At 51.1% G+C, this 22333-nt stretch carries 26 protein-coding genes and 1 other annotated feature; of the genes, 13 read left to right on the forward strand and 13 right to left on the reverse strand.

What is annotated here, in order from left to right; all coding sequences use genetic code 11:
* Nucleotides 1-141: 141 nt before the first annotated feature.
* Nucleotides 142-624 carry an SsrA-binding protein SmpB gene (smpB, locus tag J1G48_RS05430; RefSeq protein ID WP_001518569.1) on the reverse strand — a complete coding sequence of 161 codons (483 nt, stop codon included), beginning with the start codon at nucleotides 622-624 and terminating at the stop codon, nucleotides 142-144.
* Between the two features lie 188 nt (nucleotides 625-812).
* Here smpB and J1G48_RS05435 point away from each other — a divergent pair, with 188 nt between their 5' ends.
* On the forward strand, nucleotides 813-1250 hold the full coding sequence (locus tag J1G48_RS05435) for a type II toxin-antitoxin system RatA family toxin (protein ID WP_001537508.1): 438 nt from the start codon (nucleotides 813-815) through the stop codon (nucleotides 1248-1250).
* Nucleotides 1240-1530: an RnfH family protein gene (locus tag J1G48_RS05440; protein WP_001112990.1), complete on the forward strand. Its 291-nt coding sequence runs from the start codon at nucleotides 1240-1242 to the stop codon at nucleotides 1528-1530. Before J1G48_RS05435 ends, J1G48_RS05440 begins: the two co-directional genes overlap by 11 nt.
* A gap of 165 nt (nucleotides 1531-1695) precedes the next feature.
* On the opposite strand, the gene bamE is transcribed toward J1G48_RS05440, so the two are convergent.
* The 3 genes from bamE to nadK form a co-directional block, all read right to left on the reverse strand.
* A complete protein-coding gene (gene bamE, locus J1G48_RS05445) occupies nucleotides 1696-2034 on the reverse strand; it encodes an outer membrane protein assembly factor BamE (RefSeq protein ID WP_001203445.1) in 339 nt (112 codons plus the stop codon).
* Nucleotides 2035-2182: 148 nt separating this feature from the next.
* Nucleotides 2183-3844, reverse strand: coding sequence for a DNA repair protein RecN (gene recN / locus J1G48_RS05450; RefSeq protein WP_000880965.1), 1662 nt, complete (start codon nucleotides 3842-3844; stop codon nucleotides 2183-2185).
* Nucleotides 3845-3929: 85 nt separating this feature from the next.
* Nucleotides 3930-4808: an NAD(+) kinase gene (gene nadK, locus J1G48_RS05455; protein ID WP_001059151.1), complete on the reverse strand. Its 879-nt coding sequence runs from the start codon at nucleotides 4806-4808 to the stop codon at nucleotides 3930-3932.
* 123 nt (nucleotides 4809-4931) lie between these two features.
* On the opposite strand from nadK, the gene grpE reads away from it, so the two are divergent.
* A complete protein-coding gene (gene grpE / locus J1G48_RS05460) occupies nucleotides 4932-5522 on the forward strand; it encodes a nucleotide exchange factor GrpE (RefSeq protein WP_001518875.1) in 591 nt (196 codons plus the stop codon).
* Between the two features lie 34 nt (nucleotides 5523-5556).
* Here grpE and J1G48_RS05465 read toward each other — a convergent pair whose 3' ends face one another.
* The 3 genes from J1G48_RS05465 to J1G48_RS05475 form a co-directional block, all read right to left on the reverse strand.
* Nucleotides 5557-6162 (reverse strand): hypothetical protein, encoded by a 606-nt coding sequence (locus tag J1G48_RS05465; RefSeq protein WP_001287926.1) that lies wholly within the window; start codon nucleotides 6160-6162, stop codon nucleotides 5557-5559.
* A gap of 120 nt (nucleotides 6163-6282) precedes the next feature.
* Complete coding sequence (locus tag J1G48_RS05470) at nucleotides 6283-7569, reverse strand: HlyC/CorC family transporter (protein ID WP_127172650.1); 1287 nt, start codon at nucleotides 7567-7569, stop codon at nucleotides 6283-6285.
* 19 nt (nucleotides 7570-7588) lie between these two features.
* Nucleotides 7589-8380: an inner membrane protein YpjD gene (locus J1G48_RS05475; RefSeq protein WP_001537507.1), complete on the reverse strand. Its 792-nt coding sequence runs from the start codon at nucleotides 8378-8380 to the stop codon at nucleotides 7589-7591.
* A 165-nt stretch (nucleotides 8381-8545) separates the two neighbouring features.
* On the opposite strand from J1G48_RS05475, the gene ffh reads away from it, so the two are divergent.
* From ffh to rplS, 5 genes are all read left to right on the forward strand, one after another.
* Nucleotides 8546-9907 carry a signal recognition particle protein gene (gene ffh, locus J1G48_RS05480; protein ID WP_000460052.1) on the forward strand — a complete coding sequence of 454 codons (1362 nt, stop codon included), beginning with the start codon at nucleotides 8546-8548 and terminating at the stop codon, nucleotides 9905-9907.
* A gap of 252 nt (nucleotides 9908-10159) precedes the next feature.
* Nucleotides 10160-10408 carry a 30S ribosomal protein S16 gene (gene rpsP / locus J1G48_RS05485; protein WP_000256453.1) on the forward strand — a complete coding sequence of 83 codons (249 nt, stop codon included), beginning with the start codon at nucleotides 10160-10162 and terminating at the stop codon, nucleotides 10406-10408.
* Between the two features lie 18 nt (nucleotides 10409-10426).
* On the forward strand, nucleotides 10427-10975 hold the full coding sequence (rimM, locus tag J1G48_RS05490; protein WP_000043266.1) for a ribosome maturation factor RimM: 549 nt from the start codon (nucleotides 10427-10429) through the stop codon (nucleotides 10973-10975).
* Between the two features lie 44 nt (nucleotides 10976-11019).
* Nucleotides 11020-11787 (forward strand): tRNA (guanosine(37)-N1)-methyltransferase TrmD, encoded by a 768-nt coding sequence (gene trmD, locus J1G48_RS05495; protein ID WP_000469804.1) that lies wholly within the window; start codon nucleotides 11020-11022, stop codon nucleotides 11785-11787.
* Nucleotides 11788-11827: 40 nt separating this feature from the next.
* Nucleotides 11828-12175, forward strand: a complete 348-nt coding sequence (gene rplS / locus J1G48_RS05500; protein WP_000065257.1) for a 50S ribosomal protein L19 — start codon at nucleotides 11828-11830, stop codon at nucleotides 12173-12175.
* Nucleotides 12176-12331: 156 nt separating this feature from the next.
* Here rplS and dgcN read toward each other — a convergent pair whose 3' ends face one another.
* Together dgcN and J1G48_RS05510 are read right to left on the reverse strand one after the other, a co-directional pair.
* Nucleotides 12332-13552 carry a diguanylate cyclase DgcN gene (dgcN, locus tag J1G48_RS05505; RefSeq protein ID WP_001030985.1) on the reverse strand — a complete coding sequence of 407 codons (1221 nt, stop codon included), beginning with the start codon at nucleotides 13550-13552 and terminating at the stop codon, nucleotides 12332-12334.
* Nucleotides 13545-14063 (reverse strand): YfiR family protein, encoded by a 519-nt coding sequence (locus J1G48_RS05510; protein ID WP_001212379.1) that lies wholly within the window; start codon nucleotides 14061-14063, stop codon nucleotides 13545-13547. Before J1G48_RS05510 ends, dgcN begins: the two co-directional genes overlap by 8 nt.
* A 439-nt stretch (nucleotides 14064-14502) precedes the next feature.
* On the opposite strand from J1G48_RS05510, the gene aroF reads away from it, so the two are divergent.
* Genes aroF through J1G48_RS05525 form a run of 3 tightly spaced genes read left to right on the forward strand, consistent with a single transcriptional unit; the run spans nucleotide 14503 to nucleotide 17670 of the window.
* On the forward strand, nucleotides 14503-15573 hold the full coding sequence (gene aroF / locus J1G48_RS05515; RefSeq protein WP_001168062.1) for a 3-deoxy-7-phosphoheptulonate synthase AroF: 1071 nt from the start codon (nucleotides 14503-14505) through the stop codon (nucleotides 15571-15573).
* A gap of 9 nt (nucleotides 15574-15582) precedes the next feature.
* The gene (tyrA, locus tag J1G48_RS05520) at nucleotides 15583-16704 is read left to right on the forward strand and encodes a bifunctional chorismate mutase/prephenate dehydrogenase (RefSeq protein ID WP_000225188.1); all 1122 of its coding nucleotides are present in this window, start codon (nucleotides 15583-15585) and stop codon (nucleotides 16702-16704) included.
* A 57-nt stretch (nucleotides 16705-16761) separates the two neighbouring features.
* On the forward strand, nucleotides 16762-17670 hold the full coding sequence (locus J1G48_RS05525; protein ID WP_000210982.1) for an SMP-30/gluconolactonase/LRE family protein: 909 nt from the start codon (nucleotides 16762-16764) through the stop codon (nucleotides 17668-17670).
* Here the strand turns inward: J1G48_RS05525 and pheA are convergent.
* The 4 genes from pheA to bamD form a co-directional block, all read right to left on the reverse strand.
* Entirely contained in the window at nucleotides 17631-18791 is a 1161-nt protein-coding gene (pheA, locus tag J1G48_RS05530) for a bifunctional chorismate mutase/prephenate dehydratase (protein WP_000200077.1), read from the reverse strand. The genes J1G48_RS05525 and pheA overlap by 40 nt on opposite strands.
* 22 nt (nucleotides 18792-18813) lie before the next feature.
* Nucleotides 18814-18939 (reverse strand) — a sequence feature (Phe leader region).
* Nucleotides 18891-18938 carry a pheA operon leader peptide PheL gene (gene pheL, locus J1G48_RS05535; RefSeq protein WP_010989056.1) on the reverse strand — a complete coding sequence of 16 codons (48 nt, stop codon included), beginning with the start codon at nucleotides 18936-18938 and terminating at the stop codon, nucleotides 18891-18893. (Overlaps the previous feature by 48 nt.)
* A gap of 102 nt (nucleotides 18940-19041) precedes the next feature.
* Nucleotides 19042-19380, reverse strand: coding sequence for a ribosome-associated translation inhibitor RaiA (gene raiA, locus J1G48_RS05540; protein ID WP_000178449.1), 339 nt, complete (start codon nucleotides 19378-19380; stop codon nucleotides 19042-19044).
* 271 nt (nucleotides 19381-19651) lie between these two features.
* Nucleotides 19652-20389, reverse strand: coding sequence for an outer membrane protein assembly factor BamD (bamD, locus tag J1G48_RS05545; RefSeq protein ID WP_000197660.1), 738 nt, complete (start codon nucleotides 20387-20389; stop codon nucleotides 19652-19654).
* A 131-nt stretch (nucleotides 20390-20520) separates the two neighbouring features.
* Between bamD and rluD the strand changes: the two genes are divergently transcribed.
* Both rluD and yfiH read left to right on the forward strand, forming a co-directional pair.
* Entirely contained in the window at nucleotides 20521-21501 is a 981-nt protein-coding gene (rluD, locus tag J1G48_RS05550; RefSeq protein ID WP_000079130.1) for a 23S rRNA pseudouridine(1911/1915/1917) synthase RluD, read from the forward strand.
* The gene (gene yfiH / locus J1G48_RS05555) at nucleotides 21498-22229 is read left to right on the forward strand and encodes a purine nucleoside phosphorylase YfiH (RefSeq protein ID WP_000992636.1); all 732 of its coding nucleotides are present in this window, start codon (nucleotides 21498-21500) and stop codon (nucleotides 22227-22229) included. The genes rluD and yfiH overlap by 4 nt, the downstream gene beginning before the upstream one ends.
* Nucleotides 22230-22333 lie beyond the last annotated feature (104 nt).

Here is a 22333-nt window from a genome sequence, read left to right on the forward strand (position 1 = left end):
TTTTAAACGAAGAATATATTCTTGTTGTGGTATTTATTGCTATTGATAAGCGTCAGACACAGAGAATATATTTTCGAGGCATGCATGAGATATGAACATTGACCAGCTTCATACTGAGAAGCTGGTCACAAAAAATGTCTATTATCGGCCTGCATTTTTCATAATGCGTGCTTTATCCAGTTGCCACTCACGTTCTTTAAGATCGGAACGTTTATCATGTTGTTTTTTACCTTTCGCCACGCCGATCTTCACTTTGCACCAGGCATTTTTCCAGTACAGAGAAAGCGCGACGACAGTATAACCTTCACGATTAATACGGCCATACAGTGAATCAAGCTCACGCTGATTTAACAACAGTTTGCGGGTTCGGGTTGGGTCGCATACGACATGTGTCGAGGCGACCGCCATCGGCGTAAAGTTTGCGCCAAACAGCCAGGCCTCGCCATCTTTGAGGATAACGTAACTGTCGCCGATATTGGCTTTTCCTGCGCGCAGAGATTTTACTTCCCAGCCTTGCAGGGCGAGACCAGCCTCGAACTCTTCTTCGATAAAGTATTCGTGCCGGGCGCGCTTATTCAGCGCGATGGTGGCTGAGCCCGGTTTATGTGCTTTTTTCTTCGTCATAAGTGTCGTGAATTCATAGGTAATCTGATATCGAAAACACCCCATTACGTCCTGATGAGGTGCAAAAATCTATCTTAGCATGAGTTGGGCTATGCACGCACAATTAAGGCATGACGGTTGGGGACAGCATTTTTTTTACTCGCTGATAAGTGGTATTATTTACACGATTTATGTTGATGGGAATTGCTATGCCTCAGATTAGTCGGACTGCTTTAGTCCCCTACAGTGCGGAACAGATGTATCAGTTAGTGAATGACGTGCAATCGTATCCCCAGTTTTTGCCTGGGTGTGTTGGTAGTCGCGTCCTGGAGTCATCGCCAGCACAGATGACGGCGGCTGTTGACGTGTCGAAGGCGGGTATCAGCAAGACGTTTACGACGCGTAATCAGCTAACGCGTAACCAGAGTATTCTGATGCATCTGGTGGATGGCCCCTTTAAAAAGCTGATCGGCGGCTGGAAATTTACCCCGCTCAGCCCCGAGGCGTGCCGCATTGAGTTTCAGCTTGATTTTGAGTTTACCAATAAACTCATTGAGCTGGCGTTTGGTCGTATATTCAAAGAGTTAGCGTCCAACATGGTGCAGGCGTTTACGGTTCGCGCCAAAGAGGTTTACCGTGCCGGATAAACTTGTGGTTGAAGTGGCTTATGCGCTGCCGGAAAAGCAGTATTTGCAGCGCGTAACGCTGGAGGAGGGCGCGACGGTCGAAGAGGCGATTCGCGCTTCCGGCTTGCTGGAATTGCGCACGGATATCGATCTGGCGAAAAATAAAGTAGGTATCTACAGTCGTCCGGTAAAACTCACCGATACGGTGCAGGATGGCGATCGGGTTGAAATTTACCGTCCCTTAATCGCCGATCCAAAAGCGTTACGCCGCCAGCGCGCCGAAAAATCGGCTGGCAGATAATTAGCCTCTTTTGCCGGATAACGGTGTGGAAGCCGTACCACACCTGAAGCACAGGCGTGCCTGTAAGCCAGATAAACGTAGCGCCATCAGGCAAATTCGTACCAAATGGCGGGGGAGAGGTTTGCAGGCCTGATGAACGTAACCTCATCAGGCGGTATCACAAAATTACTTCGTCAACGCCGGTTTGTTATCAATATTGGTTAACACGCCGCTGCTGTTAAAGGTGAGCGTCAGAGTCTGCTGCGTCACGTTCTCATGTCCTGGCTGCTGGCGGAAGACATAAAACCAGGTGTTCGTACCAAAAGGATCGGTCATCATCGGCGTGCCTAAAGCATACGCAACCTGTTGTTGCGTCATACCAACACGCACTTTGGCGACATCCGTAGGTGTAAGATAGTTCCCCTGATTGATGTCAGGTCGGTAAACCACTCGCTCCAGAGTGGAACAGCCTGCGGTCAACATCAGGAGTACTGCTGCGGCAGCAGTCAGCGTTTTACAGCGCATAGTGATTGGGTTCCTTTTCGGGCCTGAGCAGTACGTGGCTCATATTAATATGCCGATGATAATAGACCTTTCATCACTTTAAAACCTTTTGCTGTCGGGTCTTACGGCGTTTTTGTTGTGAACTCAGACCTTCGGGAGATAAAAAAGTTTACGCCGCCAGCAGTTCTTTTGCGTTTGCCAGCGTATTACGCGTAACTTCACTTCCTCCCAACAGGCGGGCCAGTTCCTGTAAACGCGCACGTTTATCCAACGGTTGCATATGGGTTTCGGTCATTGCCCCGTCTGTTTCTTTACTGACAAAGAAGTGCTGGTGACCGCACCCGGCTACCTGTGGCAGGTGAGTGACGCACATCACCTGAGTGGATTCGCCAAGCTGACGCAGGAGTTTACCGACCACGGCGGCGGTTGGGCCGCTGATGCCAACATCGACCTCGTCAAAAATTAGCGCCGGCGTTTCCATTTTGCGCGCGGTAATCACCTGAATAGCCAGCGCAATGCGCGACAGTTCACCGCCAGACGCGACTTTAGCGATAGGCTGCAGCGGCTGACCCGGGTTTGTCGTCACTTTAAACTCCACGCGATCGGCGCCGTCGTTGCTCAGATGATGCTCATCAAATTTCACGTCGATAGTAAACAGACCGTGCGGCATCGAAAGTAAATGCATACTTTCAGTGATCAACTGCCCCAGCTCCTGGGCGTAAAACTGACGCTGTTGATGCAGCGCTTGCGCCGTTTCCAGCGCTTGTTGGTGATGCTTATTAACCGCCAGCGTTAGCGTTTCCAGCGAATCGGCCTGATCGTCGAGCTGCTGCTGTTCTTCGAGCAGTGACTGATAAAGCTGCGGCAGCGCTTCCGGGCTGACGTGATGTTTTCGCGCCAGCGAAATTTGTTTAGCGATGCGCTGTTCAAGCTCAAACAGGCGATTGGGGTCTAAATCCAGACGCTCGCAATAGTGGCGTAATTCATCGCTGGCTTCGGTGAGTTGGATAGTGGCTTCTTCCAGCATATCCAGGATGCCGGAAAGCTTGCTGTCCATACCTACCAGCTCGCTAACCAGTTGTTTTGCGCTATATAACTGGCTTTGCAGGTTAACGTCTTCGCCGTCCGCGAGTAGCGCCAGAGCGTTCTGGCTGGTCGTAAGCAACTGCCCGCTGTTGGCCAGCCGTTTGTACTCTTCGTCAATTTGCTCGAATTCACCGGCCTGCGGATTAAAGTCGTTCAACTCTTTTAACTGATATTGCAGCAGTTCTGCGCGCGCGGCGCGTTCCTGGCTTTGTTGCTGGTGATGGGCAAGATCGCGGCAGCTTTGATGCCATAATTGGTAGCGGGCAGCCATCTGCTGCGCTAAAGCGGCTTCGTTGGCATAGCTATCCAGCAGCGATTTTTGCTGTTCGGGTTTGGTAAGCTGCTGGTGCGCATGTTGACCATGAATTTGAATCAGCAACTGACCGAGCTCGCGCAATTGAGACAGGGGCACAGCGGTGCCGTTAATAAAGCCCCGTGAGCGGCCATCGCTGCTGATAACGCGGCGAAGTAAGCATTCGCGACCTTCTTCAAGCTGGTTTTCTTCCAGCCAGCGCAATGCCGCAGGCGTGTCTTTCAGCGCAAAGCGGGCACACAAATCGGCGCGGGTCGCTCCGGTACGGACCATATCGGCCTCAGCGCGACCGCCCAGACACAGACCCAGGGCATCAATCGCAATAGATTTACCCGCGCCGGTTTCACCAGTAATGACGGTCATTCCGCTCTGAAAATCGATCTCAAGCTCGCGAACGATAGCAAAATTGCTGATGGTCAGTTGCGCCAACATAGCTGTTTTCCTGTATGAAAAACCATAACTGTAATTAAATACAGTATAAACTGGTTTTTTATACAGTAAAGAGGCTAACGTAAAATTAGAATAATTTTTTTGACCAGCCGAGTTTTGTGCTTAATGTATTGAAATAGCTGTAGTCTTTGGGATGTATCAGGTTGAGATGGTAGTCGCAGCGGCGAATCAGCACATCTTCTCCTTCCTGAATAGGCAGGGCTATCTGGCTGTCGCAGCTAATTTCCAGATCGCTACGGCGATGCGAAAAACGCAAACGAATCGTGCTACTGCTGTTAATGACTAACGGGCGCGCCGACAAGGTATGCGGGAACATCGGCACCAGGGTGATGGCATCCAGTGAAGGGGTCAGAATAGGGCCGCCTGCGGAGAGCGAATAGGCGGTGGAGCCGGTCGGCGTAGAAATGATCAGACCATCAGATCGCTGTGAAAAAGCGAAGGTTTCATCAATATAAACCTCGAATTCGATCATATGCGCCACCTTTCCCGGATGCAGCACCACTTCATTAATGGCTGTGCTGATACGCTTCTGGCGGTCCTGTTGGCAGACCTGCGCTTCCAGCAGAAAACGTTTTTCGGAGATATAGCGTCCTTCCAGCACATCAGATAATTGTTGCAGGGCGTTGTCCGGATCGAGATCGGTCAGGAAGCCAAGATTACCGCGGTTAATGCCAATCACATTGATGTTATAACGCGCCAGCGTACGCGCTGCGCCAAGCATATTGCCGTCGCCGCCCACGACTACCGCCAGATCCGCCTGTTGACCAATTTCCGCCAGCGTGCCGGTTGGCACATTTTTTAGCTGTAATTCGTGGGCGATTTGTTGCTCCACAATGACCTCATAACCCTGAGCGCATAGCCAACGGTAGAGCATTTCATGTGTCGTGAGTGCGGTGGGATGACGCGGATGCCCCACAATGCCGATACACTTGAAATGATTATTCATTTTTCTGAGGTCCTTGTAGCGAAGATTGATGACAATGTGAGTACTTCCCTTGAAACCCTGAATCTGATCCCCATAATAAGCGAAGTTAGCGAGATGAATGCGAAAAAAAACGCGGAGAAATTCATGAGTAGTAAAGAACAGAAAACGCCTGAGGGGCAAGCCCCGGAAGAAATTATCATGGATCAGCACGAAGAGGTTGAGGCAGTTGAACCAAACGATTCTGCTGAGCAGGTGGATCCGCGCGATGAAAAAATTGCGAATCTGGAAGTTCAGCTTGCAGAAGCCCAGACTCGCGAACGCGACACCGTGTTGCGCATCAAAGCGGAAATGGAAAACCTGCGCCGTCGTACTGAACAGGATATCGAAAAAGCGCATAAATTCGCTCTCGAGAAGTTCGTCAACGAATTGCTGCCGGTCATCGATAGCCTGGATCGCGCGCTGGAAGTCGCAGACAAAGCCAATCCGGATATGGCGGCAATGGTCGAAGGGATTGAGCTGACGCTGAAGTCTATGCTGGATGTGGTGCGTAAGTTCGGCGTGGAAGTGATTGCTGAGACCAACGTGCCGCTGGACCCGAACGTGCATCAGGCGATTGCGATGGTGGAGTCGGAAGAGGTTCCGGCAGGCAATGTGCTGGGTATTATGCAGAAAGGCTATACGCTGAACGGTCGTACCATTCGCGCGGCGATGGTGACTGTAGCTAAGGCGAAGTAAAAGTCTGATGGCCGATGTAAAGTCGGCCATTTTTTTAGCTTAAAAAATCCTGCACTTCCAGCCACGGCGTGTTGAAGTCCTCTATTTTTTTATATTCGCTCATTGGCAGAACGACCACATTATAGGTGTCAGATCCTTCATTCAGATCAAAAATCTGGAAGCCCCTCTTATTGAGTTCGGTCTGGATGCGTTCAAAGATCTCGTCAAGGTAACGGTCTCCGGCTTCACAGACATCGGAGATTTCATCCTCTTGGGTTATTTCGACAAGAAGATTTCTTAATTCCTCAGAATTCGTCAGGTTTTTTGTGAGTTCATAAAAGCGATCTGCGGCAAAATTAGCCAGTTCGCCTTCTTCATCTTCACCTTTCCAGTCAACGAGGTGAATAAATCTTTCGCCGCGTAGAACTTGTAAAAATGCCTGTGCCAGCTCGTTATTTCCGAGATCGCCACCGCTACAATCCAGGACGTCCTGCAACCCATATTCGTCTTCATCTTCGTCTTCAAAGATTTCAGGTTGCGTCGAAAGTTGAGAGAAAATAGTGGGCCATAAGGTTGGGTTGTGTGATAAAAAAACGTTGGCGACGACGTTGAGGTCGTCTGCAAAATTCTTATCCCATTCAATTACATAATCTTCTGACATAACATCAATATCCTTTCTGAATGCCTGAAAAGACATTATTGCATTGTTAAGTAAATGGCAGGAATTGATGGAATCTTAAAAGACGGCGATAAAAAAGGCGAACCGGAGTTCGCCATTGTGTTACTCCGCCACACTCTCGCGCAGCGGCTTTACCGGTACAACCTTTACCTGCTTAATCATATTTTCCTGTACATCGAGAATATCGATATCGTACTGCTCAATGCGCACGCGCGTGCCAGCAACCGGAATTTCCTCCAGAGCCTCCAGAATCACCCCGTTGACGGTGCGCGCGTCGTCTTCCGGCAGGTGCCAGTTAAACGCTTTATTGATTTCCCGGACGTTGGCGGTACCGTCAATAATGACCGAACCGTCGTTTTGCGGCGTGACCTCTTCCGCCAGGGTCGGCGACATCGATGTGGTGAAGTCGCCAACGATCTCCTCGAGAATATCTTCCACGGTGACCAGCCCCTGGATATCGCCATATTCGTTGACGACCAGTCCGACTTTCTTTTTATTGCGCTGAAATTTAATCAGTTGTGTACTGAGCGGCGTACCTTCCGGGACGTAATAGATTTCATCGGCGGCGCGCAGCATCATCTCTTTGGTGAACTCTTTTTTCTCGGCCATTAACCGCCAGGCTTCACGCACGCGCAGCATACTGATGGCGTCATCCAGCGAATCGCGATAGAGCACAATGCGTCCGTGTGGCGAGTGGGTGAGCTGCCGCTCGATAGACTTCCAGTCGTCATTGATATCGATCCCGATAATTTCATTACGCGGCACCATGATGTCATCCACGCTGACCTTTTCCAGGTCGAGAACCGACAGCAGCATATCCTGATTGCGGCGAGAGATTTGCGAACGGGATTCATGCACGATAGTGCGTAATTCCTCTTTGCTTAACGACCCGCTAACCACGATGTCCGTTTTAATTCCCATCAGACGCATCAGCAGGCGGGTGATGGTGTTAAGTAACCACACCAGCGGCATCATCAGTATCTGTAACGGCGCCAGCAGGAAGCTGCTGGGATAGGCCACTTTTTCCGGATAGAGCGCGGCGATAGTTTTGGGCAGGACTTCGGCAAAAACTAACACGACAAACGTCAGTACCCCGGTGGCGATAGCCACGCCAGCGTCGCCGTAAAGCCGCATACCCACAATCGTGCCGAGCGCCGAGGCAAGAATGTTGACCAGGTTATTGCCGATCAGCACCAGGCTTATCAGTCGGTCGGGTTTACGCAGTAATTTTTCTACCCGTTTTGCCGAGCGATTACCTTGCTTCGCCATATGGCGTAAACGGTAACGGTTTAGCGTCATCATTCCAGTTTCGGAACCGGAAAAATAGGCCGAGATGACCACCATGATGATTAATATGATAATCAGCGTGGTGGTGGAGATGTGTTCCAGGGGAAACTCCTTTAAAAGCTTAGCTTACAAATTGCTGTAATATGCGGCTACCAAAATAGGCCAGCGTCAGAATACCCGCGCCTGCGACGTTAAACCACACGACCCGCCGACCCCGCCAGCCCTCATGGTAATGCCCCCACAGCAGAACGATATAGACAAACCATGCCACAATAGAGAGCACGGCTTTATCAATATTTTCAGTACTGAACAGGTTATGCATGTAAAACAGGCCGGTACACAGAGTAAGGGTCAGCAGTACGACGCCAATCTGCGTGATATGAAACATTTTGCGCTCAATGCTCATCAATGGCGGCATTTCATTACTAAACGCCAGCTTTTTGTTCTTCAACTGATAGTCGATCCACGCCAGTTGTAGCGCATACAGCGCGGCGATTATCAGCGTCGCGTAAGAGAAAAGCGACAGACCGATGTGCACCATCATGCCTGGGGTCGCTTCCAGATGCGTAATATATTCATTAGGCATGAACGTGGCGAAGGCCAGGTTAATCAGCGCAAAAGCATAGACAATGGGCAGAAGTAGCCAGCCGCGATTACGCGACGCGACAATGGTCATCACCGTGCAGATCATCAGACTGACCAGCGAACCGACATTCAGCAGGCTCAGGTTTTGTCCACTGTCGCCGCCGGGCAGAATACGCGATTCCAGCGCGACAGCATGGCACACCAGCGCGATGACCGCAGAAAGAATAGCCATACGCCGCCAGCCGCTGTTTTTTTGCAACAGTCCGGGAACGATCAGCGCGAGGCTGAAGGAGTAGGCGACAAGGGCAAGTAAAGCAAAAACGGGCATAGTTGTGTCGACAGTTGACCAGTGAGAAAGAGAAGCAGTATAGCGTTACGTGACCGCAGCTCCAACCGTTGCATAACAACAAAGACGGCTTCATGGTATACTGTGGCGAAATTCTGTAACTGTGTCGCTGCGGCGACCAACCGTTTCCACCCCAGGCGAGAGACAATGTTTGATAATTTAACCGATCGTTTGTCGCGCACGCTGCGCAATATCAGTGGCCGTGGGCGCCTTACTGAAGACAACGTTAAAGAGACGCTGCGCGAAGTGCGCATGGCGCTGCTGGAGGCTGACGTTGCGCTGCCGGTAGTGCGTGAGTTCATCAATCGCGTAAAAGAGAAAGCGGTTGGTCATGAAGTTAACAAGAGCCTGACCCCAGGGCAGGAGTTCGTCAAGATTGTCCGTAGCGAACTGGTTGCGGCGATGGGCGAAGAGAACCAGACGCTGAATTTAGCTGCGCAGCCGCCAGCCGTAGTATTGATGGCGGGTCTGCAGGGGGCGGGTAAAACCACCAGCGTCGGTAAGTTGGGTAAATTCTTGCGCGAGAAGCACAAGAAGAAAGTGCTGGTCGTCTCTGCCGACGTCTATCGCCCGGCGGCGATCAAACAGCTCGAAACGCTGGCTGAACAGGTTGGCGTGGATTTCTTCCCGTCTGATGTCGGCCAGAAACCGGTTGATATCGTCAACGCCGCGCTGAAAGAAGCGAAGCTCAAATTCTACGACGTGCTGCTGGTGGATACCGCCGGTCGTCTGCACGTTGACGAAGCGATGATGGACGAAATCAAACAGGTCCACGCTTCTATCAAGCCAGTAGAAACGCTGTTTGTCGTCGATGCGATGACCGGTCAGGATGCGGCGAATACCGCAAAAGCCTTTAACGAAGCGCTGCCGTTAACCGGCGTGGTGCTGACCAAAGTTGATGGTGATGCTCGTGGCGGTGCGGCGCTCTCTATTCGTCATATCACCGGCAAGCCGATTAAATTCCTCGGTGTCGGCGAGAAAACCGACGCGCTGGAACCGTTCCACCCGGATCGTATCGCCTCGCGTATTCTCGGTATGGGCGACGTACTGTCTCTTATCGAAGATATCGAAAGCAAAGTTGACCGCGCACAGGCTGAAAAGCTGGCGACTAAACTGAAGAAAGGCGACGGTTTCGACCTGAACGACTTCCTGGAACAGCTCAAACAGATGAAAAACATGGGCGGTATGGCCAGTCTGATGGGCAAATTACCGGGCATGGGGCAGATTCCGGACAACGTTAAATCGCAGATGGATGACAAGGTGCTGGTGCGTATGGAAGCGATCATCAATTCGATGACGCTGAAAGAGCGCGCGAAGCCGGAAATCATCAAAGGTTCCCGCAAGCGTCGTATCGCGCAGGGCTGTGGGATGCAGGTGCAGGACGTTAACCGCCTTCTGAAACAGTTCGACGACATGCAGCGCATGATGAAGAAGATGAAGAAGGGCGGGATGGCGAAGATGATGCGCAGTATGAAGGGGATGATGCCGCCAGGCTTCCCGGGTCGCTAATTTCCCGGCCTGGCTCACTTGCTATTTCGGCACCGGGGTGTGCTCGCCATCCTCACGTACTGCGTGTACGCTGCGGTGGCTGCGCGCACGCCGGCACCGAACTCGCTGCGCCGCCGACGGCCTTCTACAGCAGAGTTATTAACTGTTGATTGCAATTCTCCCAGAAATCAGTAAAATTTTCGGGCTTTTAATATGACGCCGGGCTCCGTTCCTCGATGGGGCCCGGTTGTTTTATTCACACAAGAGGATGTTATGGTAACTATTCGTTTAGCTCGTCACGGCGCTAAAAAGCGTCCGTTCTACCAGGTTGTTGTCACCGACAGCCGTAATGCACGCAACGGTCGCTTCATTGAGCGCGTTGGTTTCTTCAACCCAATCGCTAGCGAAAAAGAAGAAGGCACCCGCCTGGATCTGGATCGCATCGCTCACTGGGTTGGCCAGGGCGCAACCATTTCCGATCGCGTTGCGGCGCTGATCAAAGAAGTAAAAAAAGCAGCTTAATCTGTCACGGTGGTCATGATGAGCAAGCAACTCGCCGCACAAGTACCCGCTGAACCGGTTGTACTGGGGAAAATGGGTTCTTCATACGGTATCCGTGGTTGGCTCAGAGTGTTTTCCTCCACTGAAGACGCCGAAAGCATTTTTGACTATCAGCCCTGGTTTATCCAGAAGGCGGGTCAGTGGCAGCAGGTACAGCTGGAAAGCTGGAAGCACCACAATCAGGATCTGATCATCAAGCTGAAAGGCGTTGACGATCGAGATGCCGCGAATCTTCTGACCAATTGCGAAATTGTCGTGGATTCCTCGCAACTTCCTGCGCTTGAGGAGGGAGACTATTACTGGAAAGACCTGATGGGTTGCCAGGTAGTCACCGCTGAAGGCTACGATCTCGGTAAAGTTATCGACATGATGGAAACCGGGTCGAATGACGTTCTCGTCATTAAGGCGAACCTGAAAGATGCATTTGGTATCAAGGAACGACTAGTACCGTTCCTCGATGGGCAGGTTATCAAGAAAGTCGATCTCGCTACTCGTACTATCGAAGTAGACTGGGATCCTGGTTTTTAAACCACCGAATAAACGGTAATAAATGGCGTTATGGGGATTGGCTTGTGTTTATTGGCATCGTTAGCCTGTTTCCTGAAATGTTCCGCGCAATTACCGATTACGGGGTAACTGGCCGGGCAGTAAAAAAAGGCCTGCTGAACATCCAAAGCTGGAGTCCTCGCGACTTCGCGCATGACCGGCACCGTACCGTGGACGACCGTCCTTACGGCGGCGGACCGGGGATGTTAATGATGGTGCAACCCTTGCGGGACGCCATTCACGCAGCAAAAGCCGCGGCAGGTGAAGGCGCTAAAGTGATTTATCTGTCGCCTCAGGGACGCAAGCTTGATCAAGCGGGCGTTAGCGAGCTGGCCACGAATCAGAAGCTTATTCTGGTGTGTGGTCGCTACGAAGGCGTAGATGAGCGCGTAATTCAGACCGAAATTGACGAAGAATGGTCAATTGGCGATTACGTTCTCAGCGGTGGCGAACTACCGGCAATGACGCTGATTGACTCCGTCGCCCGGTTTATACCGGGGGTTCTGGGGCATGAGGCATCAGCAATCGAAGATTCGTTTGCTGATGGGTTGCTGGATTGTCCGCACTATACGCGCCCTGAAGTGTTAGAGGGGATGGAAGTACCGCCAGTATTGCTGTCGGGAAACCATGCCGAGATACGTCGCTGGCGCTTGAAACAGTCGCTGGGCCGAACCTGGCTTAGAAGACCTGAACTTCTGGAAAACCTGGCTCTGACTGAAGAGCAAGCAAGGTTGCTGGCGGAGTTCAAAACAGAACACGCACAACAGCAGCATAAACATGATGGGATGGCATAGGCCCCCGAATATCAGTTTACCCAGGATAAGAGATTAAATTATGAGCAACATTATTAAGCAACTTGAACAAGAGCAGATGAAGCAGAACGTACCTTCCTTCCGTCCGGGCGATACCGTGGAAGTGAAAGTATGGGTTGTTGAAGGTACCAAGAAACGTCTGCAGGCATTCGAGGGCGTGGTTATCGCTATTCGTAACCGCGGTCTGCACTCTGCATTCACTGTTCGTAAAATTTCCAACGGCGAAGGCGTTGAGCGTGTCTTCCAGACTCACTCTCCGGTAGTTGACAGCATTGCTGTTAAACGTCGTGGTGCTGTTCGTAAAGCTAAACTGTACTACCTGCGTGAGCGTACTGGTAAAGCGGCTCGTATCAAAGAGCGTCTTAACTAAGAACGCGCTTTCGCAACATCCGAAAGCTTGTAGAAAAGAAGGGGCTGGCATTACGCTGGCCCCTTTTTTATGGGGTTGCTCCACGCCATGGACGGTTGCATGATTAGGCTGGGTCTGTGGTCTCAACGCTGAGTCAGAAACGGCCAGGCCCGTTCCTTAATTTAGCGAGCGTTCCGCACGCCGGTGTTTAGCCTGATACATATTTCGATCGGCCAGTTCTTGTAGTTTTTCGGCAGTGGCATGTTCCCATGTCAGCGCAAAGCCAATACTCAGGGTCATCGTTATCCGCTGGCCGTTATGCAGTTCAAAAGGTCGATTAAACGCCTGGGATAGCGCTGCGCAAATACGTTGTACTTCATACTCCGAATGTACATCGTAAAGCACCATCGCAAATTCATCGCCGCCGAGTCGGTAAGTTTGATAACGGCTACCACCGAATTCCGCTAATCTTTTGGCAACCTCTATAAGTACGCGGTCGCCTGCCGCATGTCCCCAGGTATCATTAATATATTTAAAGTTATCGCCATCCAGAAATAACAATGCCGAACTGCTACGAGCGGAATTGTCCTTCATCAGCGCGTTAATACAGCTGCGAAATGCCGCGCGATTGGCAAGCCCCGTCAGCGGATCGTGCAGCGCGGTACGTAGTAACTGGGCATTTTTAGCCTGAAGCCGTAGCTGCCATTCTTCCATCTCATCCAGAAGGCTATTGAAATCCTGCGCAAACAGGTGAAATTCCGCAATACGCTCATCAGGTACCCGGCGTGAAAAATTTCGGTTAGTGCGAACGTCGTGTACAACTTCAGTAATATTTTGCAGCGCATCCACAACGCCATTGTGCAAATAACGCGTGAGCAGCAGGGCAATGCCGGATGCCAGCAGAATACATCCTGTCAGCACTGCCAGCGATAGCCAGATAAAATGACCAATAAGGCTGTCGCGGGCGACAAGCCGTACTTCGCCGATGGCCCTGCCGTTGTGCCAGACGGGTTGTGATACCGGCAATGGAAAAAGCCAGTGGCTAATTAAGCCGATGAGCTTATCGTCTGCGGCTCGCGCATCATAGCGCCATGAGGCGATAGTACGGCCATTTTTATCGCGGACCTCCGCCGCTGAAAATTGTCCCTGGCGTCCCAGTGTGGCGAGCGTTTCCGCTGCGGCCGCGTTATCGGAAAATACCAGTGCCGCTTCAAGGCTATGGGCCATTGTGGCGGCGGTCAAATCGAGATTTTTTTGCGCATACTGTTTGAGCGTAAGGACAGACGCAACGCAAATTAATAGCCAGATCAATGTCATTGTAAGCAGCACGCTGATTATACTAATCCGCCGTAGTGTGCGTTTAAATGTTGGTCTGGACAGAGAAAATTCCTTATTCATGCTTTTGATTCCGTGCAAGCATTAATACTTCTGGATTTACTCTCACGCCGCTATGCGAGAGGGAGTCCAGGTTGACGGAAAATTTGACTTCATCATTGTTAATGATCAGACAAAATGCGCTGCCAATAATACATTCGGTATTTTGCTCGGCAATTAATAACAAGGCATTAACTGGATAATGACGCGTTAACTCCACCTGATAAGCTGGCGATTCATTGCCAAAGTAAAAACCATCACAGCGGGCGCTCAGGGCTTCTTGTGTGGTACGGATGACAAGCGGTTGATAAGGGAAAGCCCAATCAGCCTCTTCGCTAAGTACCCTGACAAAACGCGCAGATGAAAATATGCATAGCCTTGGCGGCCCGGATAACGCCGGCCAGTGTGTATAACTGACGATACCGGAGACGATGGCGCGTACGGATTTCTCTTCTTCCGTGACGCGTTGAGCATACAGAGGCAAGCTTGCTAATAATAGCGATAACAGAAGGATAAATCGGTGAGAAAAACGCATTAACAAGTCCCCACCATCTTCAGTCGTAAAGCATTAAAATACATCCGTGATTGTTTGTAGCAAAATAACATTATTTTGCCATATCGTCATTATGTCTTATTGATAATATGAATAATTTAAGTGGCGTCCCTGATATTAAATTCTTGTGATAATGGTATTAATCAACCTATATCAGAAAGTAAAAATATGTGTGCGGAGAAAAAATAATCAAAAAATAGCGAGCATCGCTCATTTTACCGTTTTTCTGAGGCTGGGAATAAAATAATTCACTTGTTGTGTAAAGTTTTTGATACGAAATGGAGGGGGTTAATCGACGATTGCGCATGGTGTAAAGTTTATTTTACGTAATATGGATTGAAATCTTTACTTTTTGTGGTATGGTTTAAACATCCTCGTGGAGGATCAACTATCGCAAACAAGAAAAGACAGGATCGCCATCATGCAAAAAGACGCGCTGAATAACGTACGTATCACCGATGAACAGGTATTAATGACGCCGGAGCAGCTTAAAGCGGCCTTTCCGTTGAGCCTGGCGCAGGAAGCGCAGATAGCGCAGTCCCGGGGAATCATTTCTGACATTATTGCCGGGCGCGATCCGCGTCTGTTGGTGGTATGCGGTCCTTGTTCTATTCACGATCCTGAAACCGCTCTGGAATATGCCCGTCGATTTAAAGCCCTTGCCGCAGAGGTCAGCGATAGCCTCTATCTGGTAATGCGCGTCTATTTTGAAAAGCCGCGAACTACCGTCGGCTGGAAAGGGCTGATTAACGATCCTCACATGGATGGCTCATTTGATGTGGAAGCCGGGTTGAAAATAGCGCGTCAGCTACTGGTGGAACTGGTGAATATGGGGTTGCCATTGGCGACCGAAGCGTTGGATCCGAACAGCCCGCAATACCTGGGCGATCTGTTTAGCTGGTCGGCGATAGGCGCGCGCACAACCGAATCGCAAACCCACCGCGAAATGGCGTCTGGTCTTTCTATGCCGGTCGGCTTTAAAAACGGCACGGATGGCAGCCTGGCGACAGCGATTAACGCCATGCGCGCCGCTGCGCAACCTCATCGTTTTGTTGGCATTAACCAGGCCGGTCAGGTTGCGTTATTGCAAACCCAGGGAAATCCGCATGGCCATGTGATTTTGCGTGGCGGCAAAGCGCCAAACTATAGCCCGGCAGATGTCGCTCAGTGTGAAAAAGAGATGGAACAGGCGGGACTACGTCCTTCGCTGATGGTAGATTGCAGTCATGGTAACTCCAATAAAGATTATCGCCGCCAGCCAGCCGTTGCCGAATCTGTGGTTGCGCAGATTAAAGATGGCAATCGTTCAATCATTGGCTTAATGATTGAAAGTAATATTCATGAGGGTAATCAGTCTTCCGAACAGCCGCGCAGCGAAATGAAGTATGGCGTTTCCGTCACCGATGCTTGTATTAGCTGGGAGATGACCGATGCCCTGTTACGTGAAATTCATAAAGATTTGAGCGGCCAGCTGGCGGTGCGCGTCGCATAAGAGGTTGTTATGGTTGCTGAATTGACCGCGTTACGCGATCAAATAGATGATGTCGATAAAGCGTTGTTGAATTTACTGGCTAAGCGCCTGGAACTGGTTGCCAAAGTCGGCGAGGTGAAAAGCCGTTTTGGCCTGCCTATTTACGTGCCGGAGCGTGAGGCCTCTATGCTGGCTTCACGACGGGCGGAAGCAGAAGCGATCGGTGTCCCGCCCGATCTCATTGAAGATGTCCTGCGCCGGGTAATGCGTGAATCTTACTCCAGCGAAAATGATAAGGGGTTCAAAACGCTTTGTCCTTCTCTGCGTCCGGTCGTCATTGTGGGCGGCGGCGGACAGATGGGGCGTCTGTTTGAAAAAATGCTCACGCTGTCGGGCTATCAGGTCCGTATTCTGGAACAGCAGGACTGGCCGCGCGCCAGGGACATTGTCGCCGATGCCGGAATGGTGATCGTCAGCGTGCCGATTCATGTTACTGAACAGGTCATAGCGCAACTGCCGCCCCTGCCGTCCGACTGTATTCTGGTCGATCTGGCATCGGTGAAAAGCGATCCGTTACAGGCAATGTTGGCGGCCCATGATGGCCCCGTGTTGGGCTTGCATCCGATGTTTGGCCCGGACAGCGGGAGCCTGGCGAAGCAGGTGGTGGTCTGGTGTGACGGGCGTCAACCGGAAGCGTATCAGTGGTTCCTTGAGCAAATCCAGGTGTGGGGCGCTCGGTTGCACCGAATTAGCGCTGTCGAGCACGATCAGAACATGGCTTTTATCCAGGCGTTGCGCCATTTTGCTACCTTCGCTTATGGGCTGCATCTGGCGGAAGAGAACGTCCAGCTTGAGCAGCTTCTGGCGCTATCATCGCCGATTTATCGACTGGAGCTGGCGATGGTCGGGCGTCTGTTCGCCCAGGACCCGCAGCTGTATGCGGACATTATTATGTCGTCGGAGCGCAATCTGGCGCTTATCAAGCGTTACTATAAACGTTTTGGCGATGCGATCGGGTTACTGGAACAAGGTGATAAGCAGGCTTTTATCGACAGTTTTCGCAAAGTTGAACACTGGTTTGGCGATTATGCCAGACGCTTCCAGAATGAAAGCCGTGTGTTATTGCGTCAGGCGAATGACAGCCGACCATAATGATGACATCTATACTAAAAGCCAGCTTTGCTGGCTTTTTTCGTTTAAGGAACCGTTATGACTACGCCGCACGTTTTATTTGATTATGCCGGACATTTACCAGAATGCCCCACATGGAGCGAGGATGAAAGCGCGCTGTATTGGACCGATATCCTGGAACAGGAGATCCATCGTTACCATCCGGCGAGCGGGACGCATAGCGTGCTGGCGTTTCCGGAAGAGGTGGGCTGTTTTGCCTTGCGTGAGCAGGGCGGATTTATTGTGGCCATGCGTCATGCTATCTGGCTGGCCGATAAAAATGGATTATTGCAGCGTAAGGTTTGCGACAATCCCTCTAATACGAAACTGGCGCGTTTCAACGATGGCGGCACTGATGGCGATGGACGTTTTTATGCCGGAACGTTCTGGGCGCCAGGTGACTATAATGGCGCGTTGCTGATGCGGATCGATCATGACCTGACGGCAAAAGTGATCCAGTGCGATATCCAGGGACACAACGGCCTGGCGTTCAGCCCGGATAACCAGTGGATGTATACCTCCGATACGCCGAATGGCGTGATATACCGCACGTTACTTGATAAGCATGGCGATCCGGGCAAGCGTGAACTTTTTCGCCATTTTGGCGAAGGAGAAGGACTTCCCGACGGCGCGGCGATGGATAGCGAAGGGTGCTACTGGAGCGCGATGTTTGACGGCTGGTGCGTGGCGCGTTTCTCACCGCAAGGAGAGCAGCTGGAAGAGTACCGGTTGCCGGTACGTTGTCCGACGATGGTTTGCTTTGGCGGCGCAGATATGAAAACGCTGTTTATTACAACTACCAGAGAAAATATGTCTGCTCAGGAAGTGGCGGATTATCCGCTCTCCGGCGCCATCTTCACCCTGCAGGTAGCCGTCGCAGGGATGAAGAAAAGCCGTTTTATTGAACGTCAGGCAGGTTCTACCGGCACGACGTTTTCGCTGGGATAGCAGCCAAGCACTTTCATTGAGCGCGTGATCTCGCCCAGCTCTTTTAGCGCGCTTTGCATTACCTGCGACTCCAGGTTCGCCTGAATATCGAGATAAAACATCTCTTCCCACGGATTGCCGTGAATGGGGCGCGACTCCAGTTTCGTCATGATGAGATTGTGGTTACGCAGCACCAGCAGCGCTTCGACCAGCGCGCCAGCTTGCTGCCCGGTGGCGATTAACAGAGTGGTTTTTGCCGGAACCTGATCGGAAACGTTGATGGCTTTGCGCGCCAGTACCAGAAAGCGGGTGATATTCTGCGTCTGGTTTGCGGCAATGCGTTCCAGCACCTGTAAACCGTGCAACATGCCGCCTGCCTCGCTGCCGAGCGCCGCGACGCGCGGAGAGTTTGCCTGCGCGACTTTTTCCATCGCTGCCGACGTACTCTCGGTATAGTCGATTTTCCAGTGCGGATAGCGGCTCAAAAATTTACTGCACTGCTGAAACGGCTGCGGATGGCTGTACACCGTTTCGATGGTATTCAGATCTGTAGCGCCGGAAACCAGCACGCAGTGATCGATAGTGACAGTCATCTCACCGACAATCGACAGACTGGTGTGTTGCAATAAGTCGTACACATCGTTGATAGCGCCGGAGCTGGTGTTCTCTATCGGAACCACGGCGTAATCGGCCTGGCCGGTTTCGACCTGATGAAAAATATCGGCGAATTTTGCGCAGCCGCTCTCAATAAATTGCTCAAAATGGCGTGCAGCATACTGGCGCGCCGCGAGATGAGAATAGGAGCCTTTCGGCCCAAGAAACGCAATACGTGCCGAATGAGGGTGAGTATTATTCAGATGTTGTTGCAGCAGCGCCTGCTGAGTAAGCACGGAGTCTTCAATGATAAGCTGGAACAGACGGGTAATGTAGTGTGCGTCGAGATGGTGGGCTTTACCGAGATGGATGAGTCTGTCCAGCAGCGCGCGTTCACGATCGATATCCCGAACCGGACGATGCGACAGTAGTTTTGCTTGTCCCACTTCAATCGCCAGCGCGCGTCGTTTTGCCAGTAAGGCCAGTAACTCTTCGTCTAAAGCGCTGATTTTATCTCGCAGCGCCAGTAATGGGTTTTCCGATGTCATAGTGTTGCCTTTTTTGTTATCAATAAAAAAGGCCTCCCGGTGGGGGAGGCCTTCTTGTTCGTCTTCGCATTCTTTATCACATGACGAAACGCCTCCCAGTCAGGGGAAGATAAAAAAGAATGCGAAGAAAAACCGGGTTAGCTTCATAACTGTTTCCTTTGTGTACGTAAGTACAGTACCCGTACTGTTTTAATCCTGTCAACAAAAAACGCGCCCGAAGGCGCGTTGGCGATACACTCAATGTAAGGGACTACTCTTCTTCTGCTTCGACGAAGCTGGCATCTTTCACCGATGCGGTGGCACGACGGGCTTCGCCTTTATGCTGCACTTTATTGAGCTGCCGTTCCAGCTTGTTGATCAATTCATTAATAGCGGTGTACATATCTTCGTGTTTTGCGCTGGCGACCAGATGTCCGTTCGGTGTATTAATGGTGGCGTCAGCAATAAAGCCCTGTGGCTCTTTAGACAGAATGATATGAGGATTAATCAGGTGAGTTTGCCATTTTTCCAGTTTGGCGAGACGGTCTGCGACATGTTGGCGGATTGCCGGAGTAATTTCCATTTGTTTACTGGTAATGTTCATTGTCATAAATTTTACCTCTTGTCTTTCCCGTCTTGGTGATTCCAGCATACCGTTCTTAATGTCAAAATGTGTGATGTAAATCACATTATTTTGTCACTTTTTGTCAAGGCGAACTTTTTGTGAGGCATCGCAGGAAGAAGCGATCTTTTACTTGAGGAATGGCTGAAAGCAGGCCATATTTGACTGGATGCGTTGCAGTGAAATCATTTCTGTTGCATCAGATATCGAATAAAAAAACGGCAGCCGGAAGGCTGCCGTTTTGCTTGTTGGTATTGCTTCAGGTGTTTTTGCTGTTAGCGGCAATAATTTTCGCGACTTTGTCAGCCTGCGCATTCAGCTGCATCTGACGATAGGCGTTTTCCATCAGCGGCAACGCATCGCGCGTGGCCTGCGTATCAGGATAATTGCGTAGCATACCTTCTACCCGGTTTACGACCGCAACCCATGCGCCGCGCGCGGTATAGTACTCTGCGACGGAATATTCATATTTCGCCAGACGGTCTTTCAGGAATACCAGACGCTTAGTGGCGTCGGTGGTGTACTGGCTATTAGGATAGCTGCGTACCAGTTTCGAAAAGTCATTGAACGCCGCCCGCGCATGTTGCGGATCGCGATCGCTGCGATCGACGCCAAAGAAACCTTGCAGCGCGCTATCATCCAGCGCCATGTTCGTCAGGCCGCGCATGTACATGACATAGTCAATATTAGGGTGCGTTGGATTAAGACGCATAAAACGATCGATGGCGGCCTGCGCTAGCGGCAAATCGGCGTTTTTGTAATAGGCGTAGATAAGATCCAACTGCACCTGCTGAGAATACGGTCCGAATGGATAACGATTATCTAACGCTTCCAATTGCGTTATTGCCTGTTTCCAGTTACCGTCCTGCAGCTTTTGCTGAGCAGTCGCGTAGATTTCATTCGGCGGATTATCGGGCACCTCTTCCTTTGAACCCGAGCAACCCGCCAGAAACAGGCTCAACGTGGCTGCTGCCACCAGATATTTCATGCGCGTCATGACGTTTTGACTTTCCTCAAAATGTTTTACGGGAGATTCTCTGTTCCTGCTCCCGGTTAAGACCAGCTACAATAGCACACTATATTAAACGGCAAAGCCGTAAAACCCAACGTTAAACGAAGAAGCTGTATATGGCACAACGAGTACAACTCACCGCAACGGTCTCCGAAAACCAACTCGGTCAACGCTTAGATCAGGCTTTGGCCGAAATGTTCCCGGATTATTCACGTTCGCGTATAAAAGAATGGATTTTGAATCAGCGCGTGTTGGTCAATGGTCAACTTTGCGATAAGCCAAAAGAAAAAGTGTTAGGCGGCGAGCGGGTGGCTATTGATGCGGAGATCGACGAAGAGATTCGTTTTGAAGCGCAGGATATCCCGTTAGATATTGTTTATGAAGATGACGATATTCTGGTTATCAACAAACCACGCGATCTGGTGGTACATCCTGGCGCGGGTAACCCGGACGGTACGGTACTGAACGCGTTGCTACATTATTATCCGCCGATTGCGGATGTCCCGCGCGCGGGCATTGTGCATCGTCTGGATAAGGACACGACGGGGCTGATGGTGGTGGCCAAAACCGTTCCGGCGCAAACGCGCCTGGTGGAGTCTTTGCAGCTGCGCGAGATCACCCGCGAATATGAAGCGGTCGCGATCGGACATATGACGGCGGGAGGAACGGTGAATGAACCCATCAGTCGTCACCCGACCAAACGTACCCATATGTCGGTGCATCCCATGGGCAAACCGGCGGTGACCCACTACCGCATTATGGAACATTTCCGTGTGCACACGCGTCTTAGGTTGCGTCTGGAGACCGGGCGTACGCACCAGATCCGCGTGCATATGGCGCATATTACGCACCCGTTAGTGGGCGATCAGGTCTACGGTGGTCGTCCACGTCCACCGAAAGGCGCATCGGAAGAATTTATTTCCACGCTGCGTAAGTTTGACCGCCAGGCGCTGCATGCAACAATGCTGCGTCTCTACCATCCTGTATCGGGTATCGAAATGGAGTGGCACGCGCCGATTCCACAAGATATGGTGGACCTTATCGATGCGATGCGCGCCGATTTTGAAGATCATAAAGATGATGTGGACTGGTTATGAATGCACTGATTGTCCCGCAGTGGCCGCTGCCGAAAGGCGTCGCAGCCTGTAGTTCTACCCGTATTGGCGGGGTGAGTTTACCGCCTTACGACTCGCTGAATCTGGGCGCGCATTGCGGCGATAACCCGGAGCATGTTGAAGAGAACCGCAAGCGTCTGTTTGCGGCGGGCAATCTGCCTTCGAAACCTGTCTGGCTTGAACAGGTTCACGGTAAAAATGTGTTGAGGCTTACCGGAGAACCTTATGCCTCCAAACGTGCGGATGCGTCTTACAGCAATACGCCAGGAACCGTCTGCGCGGTAATGACGGCAGACTGCCTGCCTGTGCTATTCTGTAACCGTGAGGGAACAGAAGTGGCGGCGGCTCATGCGGGCTGGCGCGGATTATGTGAAGGCGTACTGGAGGAAACTGTCACCTGCTTTGCTGACAAACCAGAAAATATCATCGCCTGGTTAGGTCCGGCGATCGGCCCGACCGCGTTTGAAGTGGGGCCGGAAGTGCGTGACGCATTTTTAGCAAAAGATGCGCAAGCCGATAGCGCATTTTTGCCGCACGGGGAAAAATTTCTGGCGGATATTTATCAGCTTGCATGCCAACGTCTGGCGAATACCGGCGTTGAACATGTCTATGGCGGGGATCGCTGCACCTTTAGCGAAAGTGAGACTTTCTTCTCTTATCGTCGCGACAAGACGACAGGTCGTATGGCAAGTTTTATTTGGCTGATATAACCTAAAGAATCAAGACGATCCGGTACGGGTAACTTTCTTTTCACATAATTCAGGTCATTCACCTTGAATAATTGAGGGATGACCTCATTTAATCTCCAGTAGCA

The sequence above is a fragment of the Salmonella sp. SAL-020 genome (assembly GCF_017372215.1).
Taxonomy (GTDB): domain Bacteria; phylum Pseudomonadota; class Gammaproteobacteria; order Enterobacterales; family Enterobacteriaceae; genus Salmonella; species Salmonella enterica.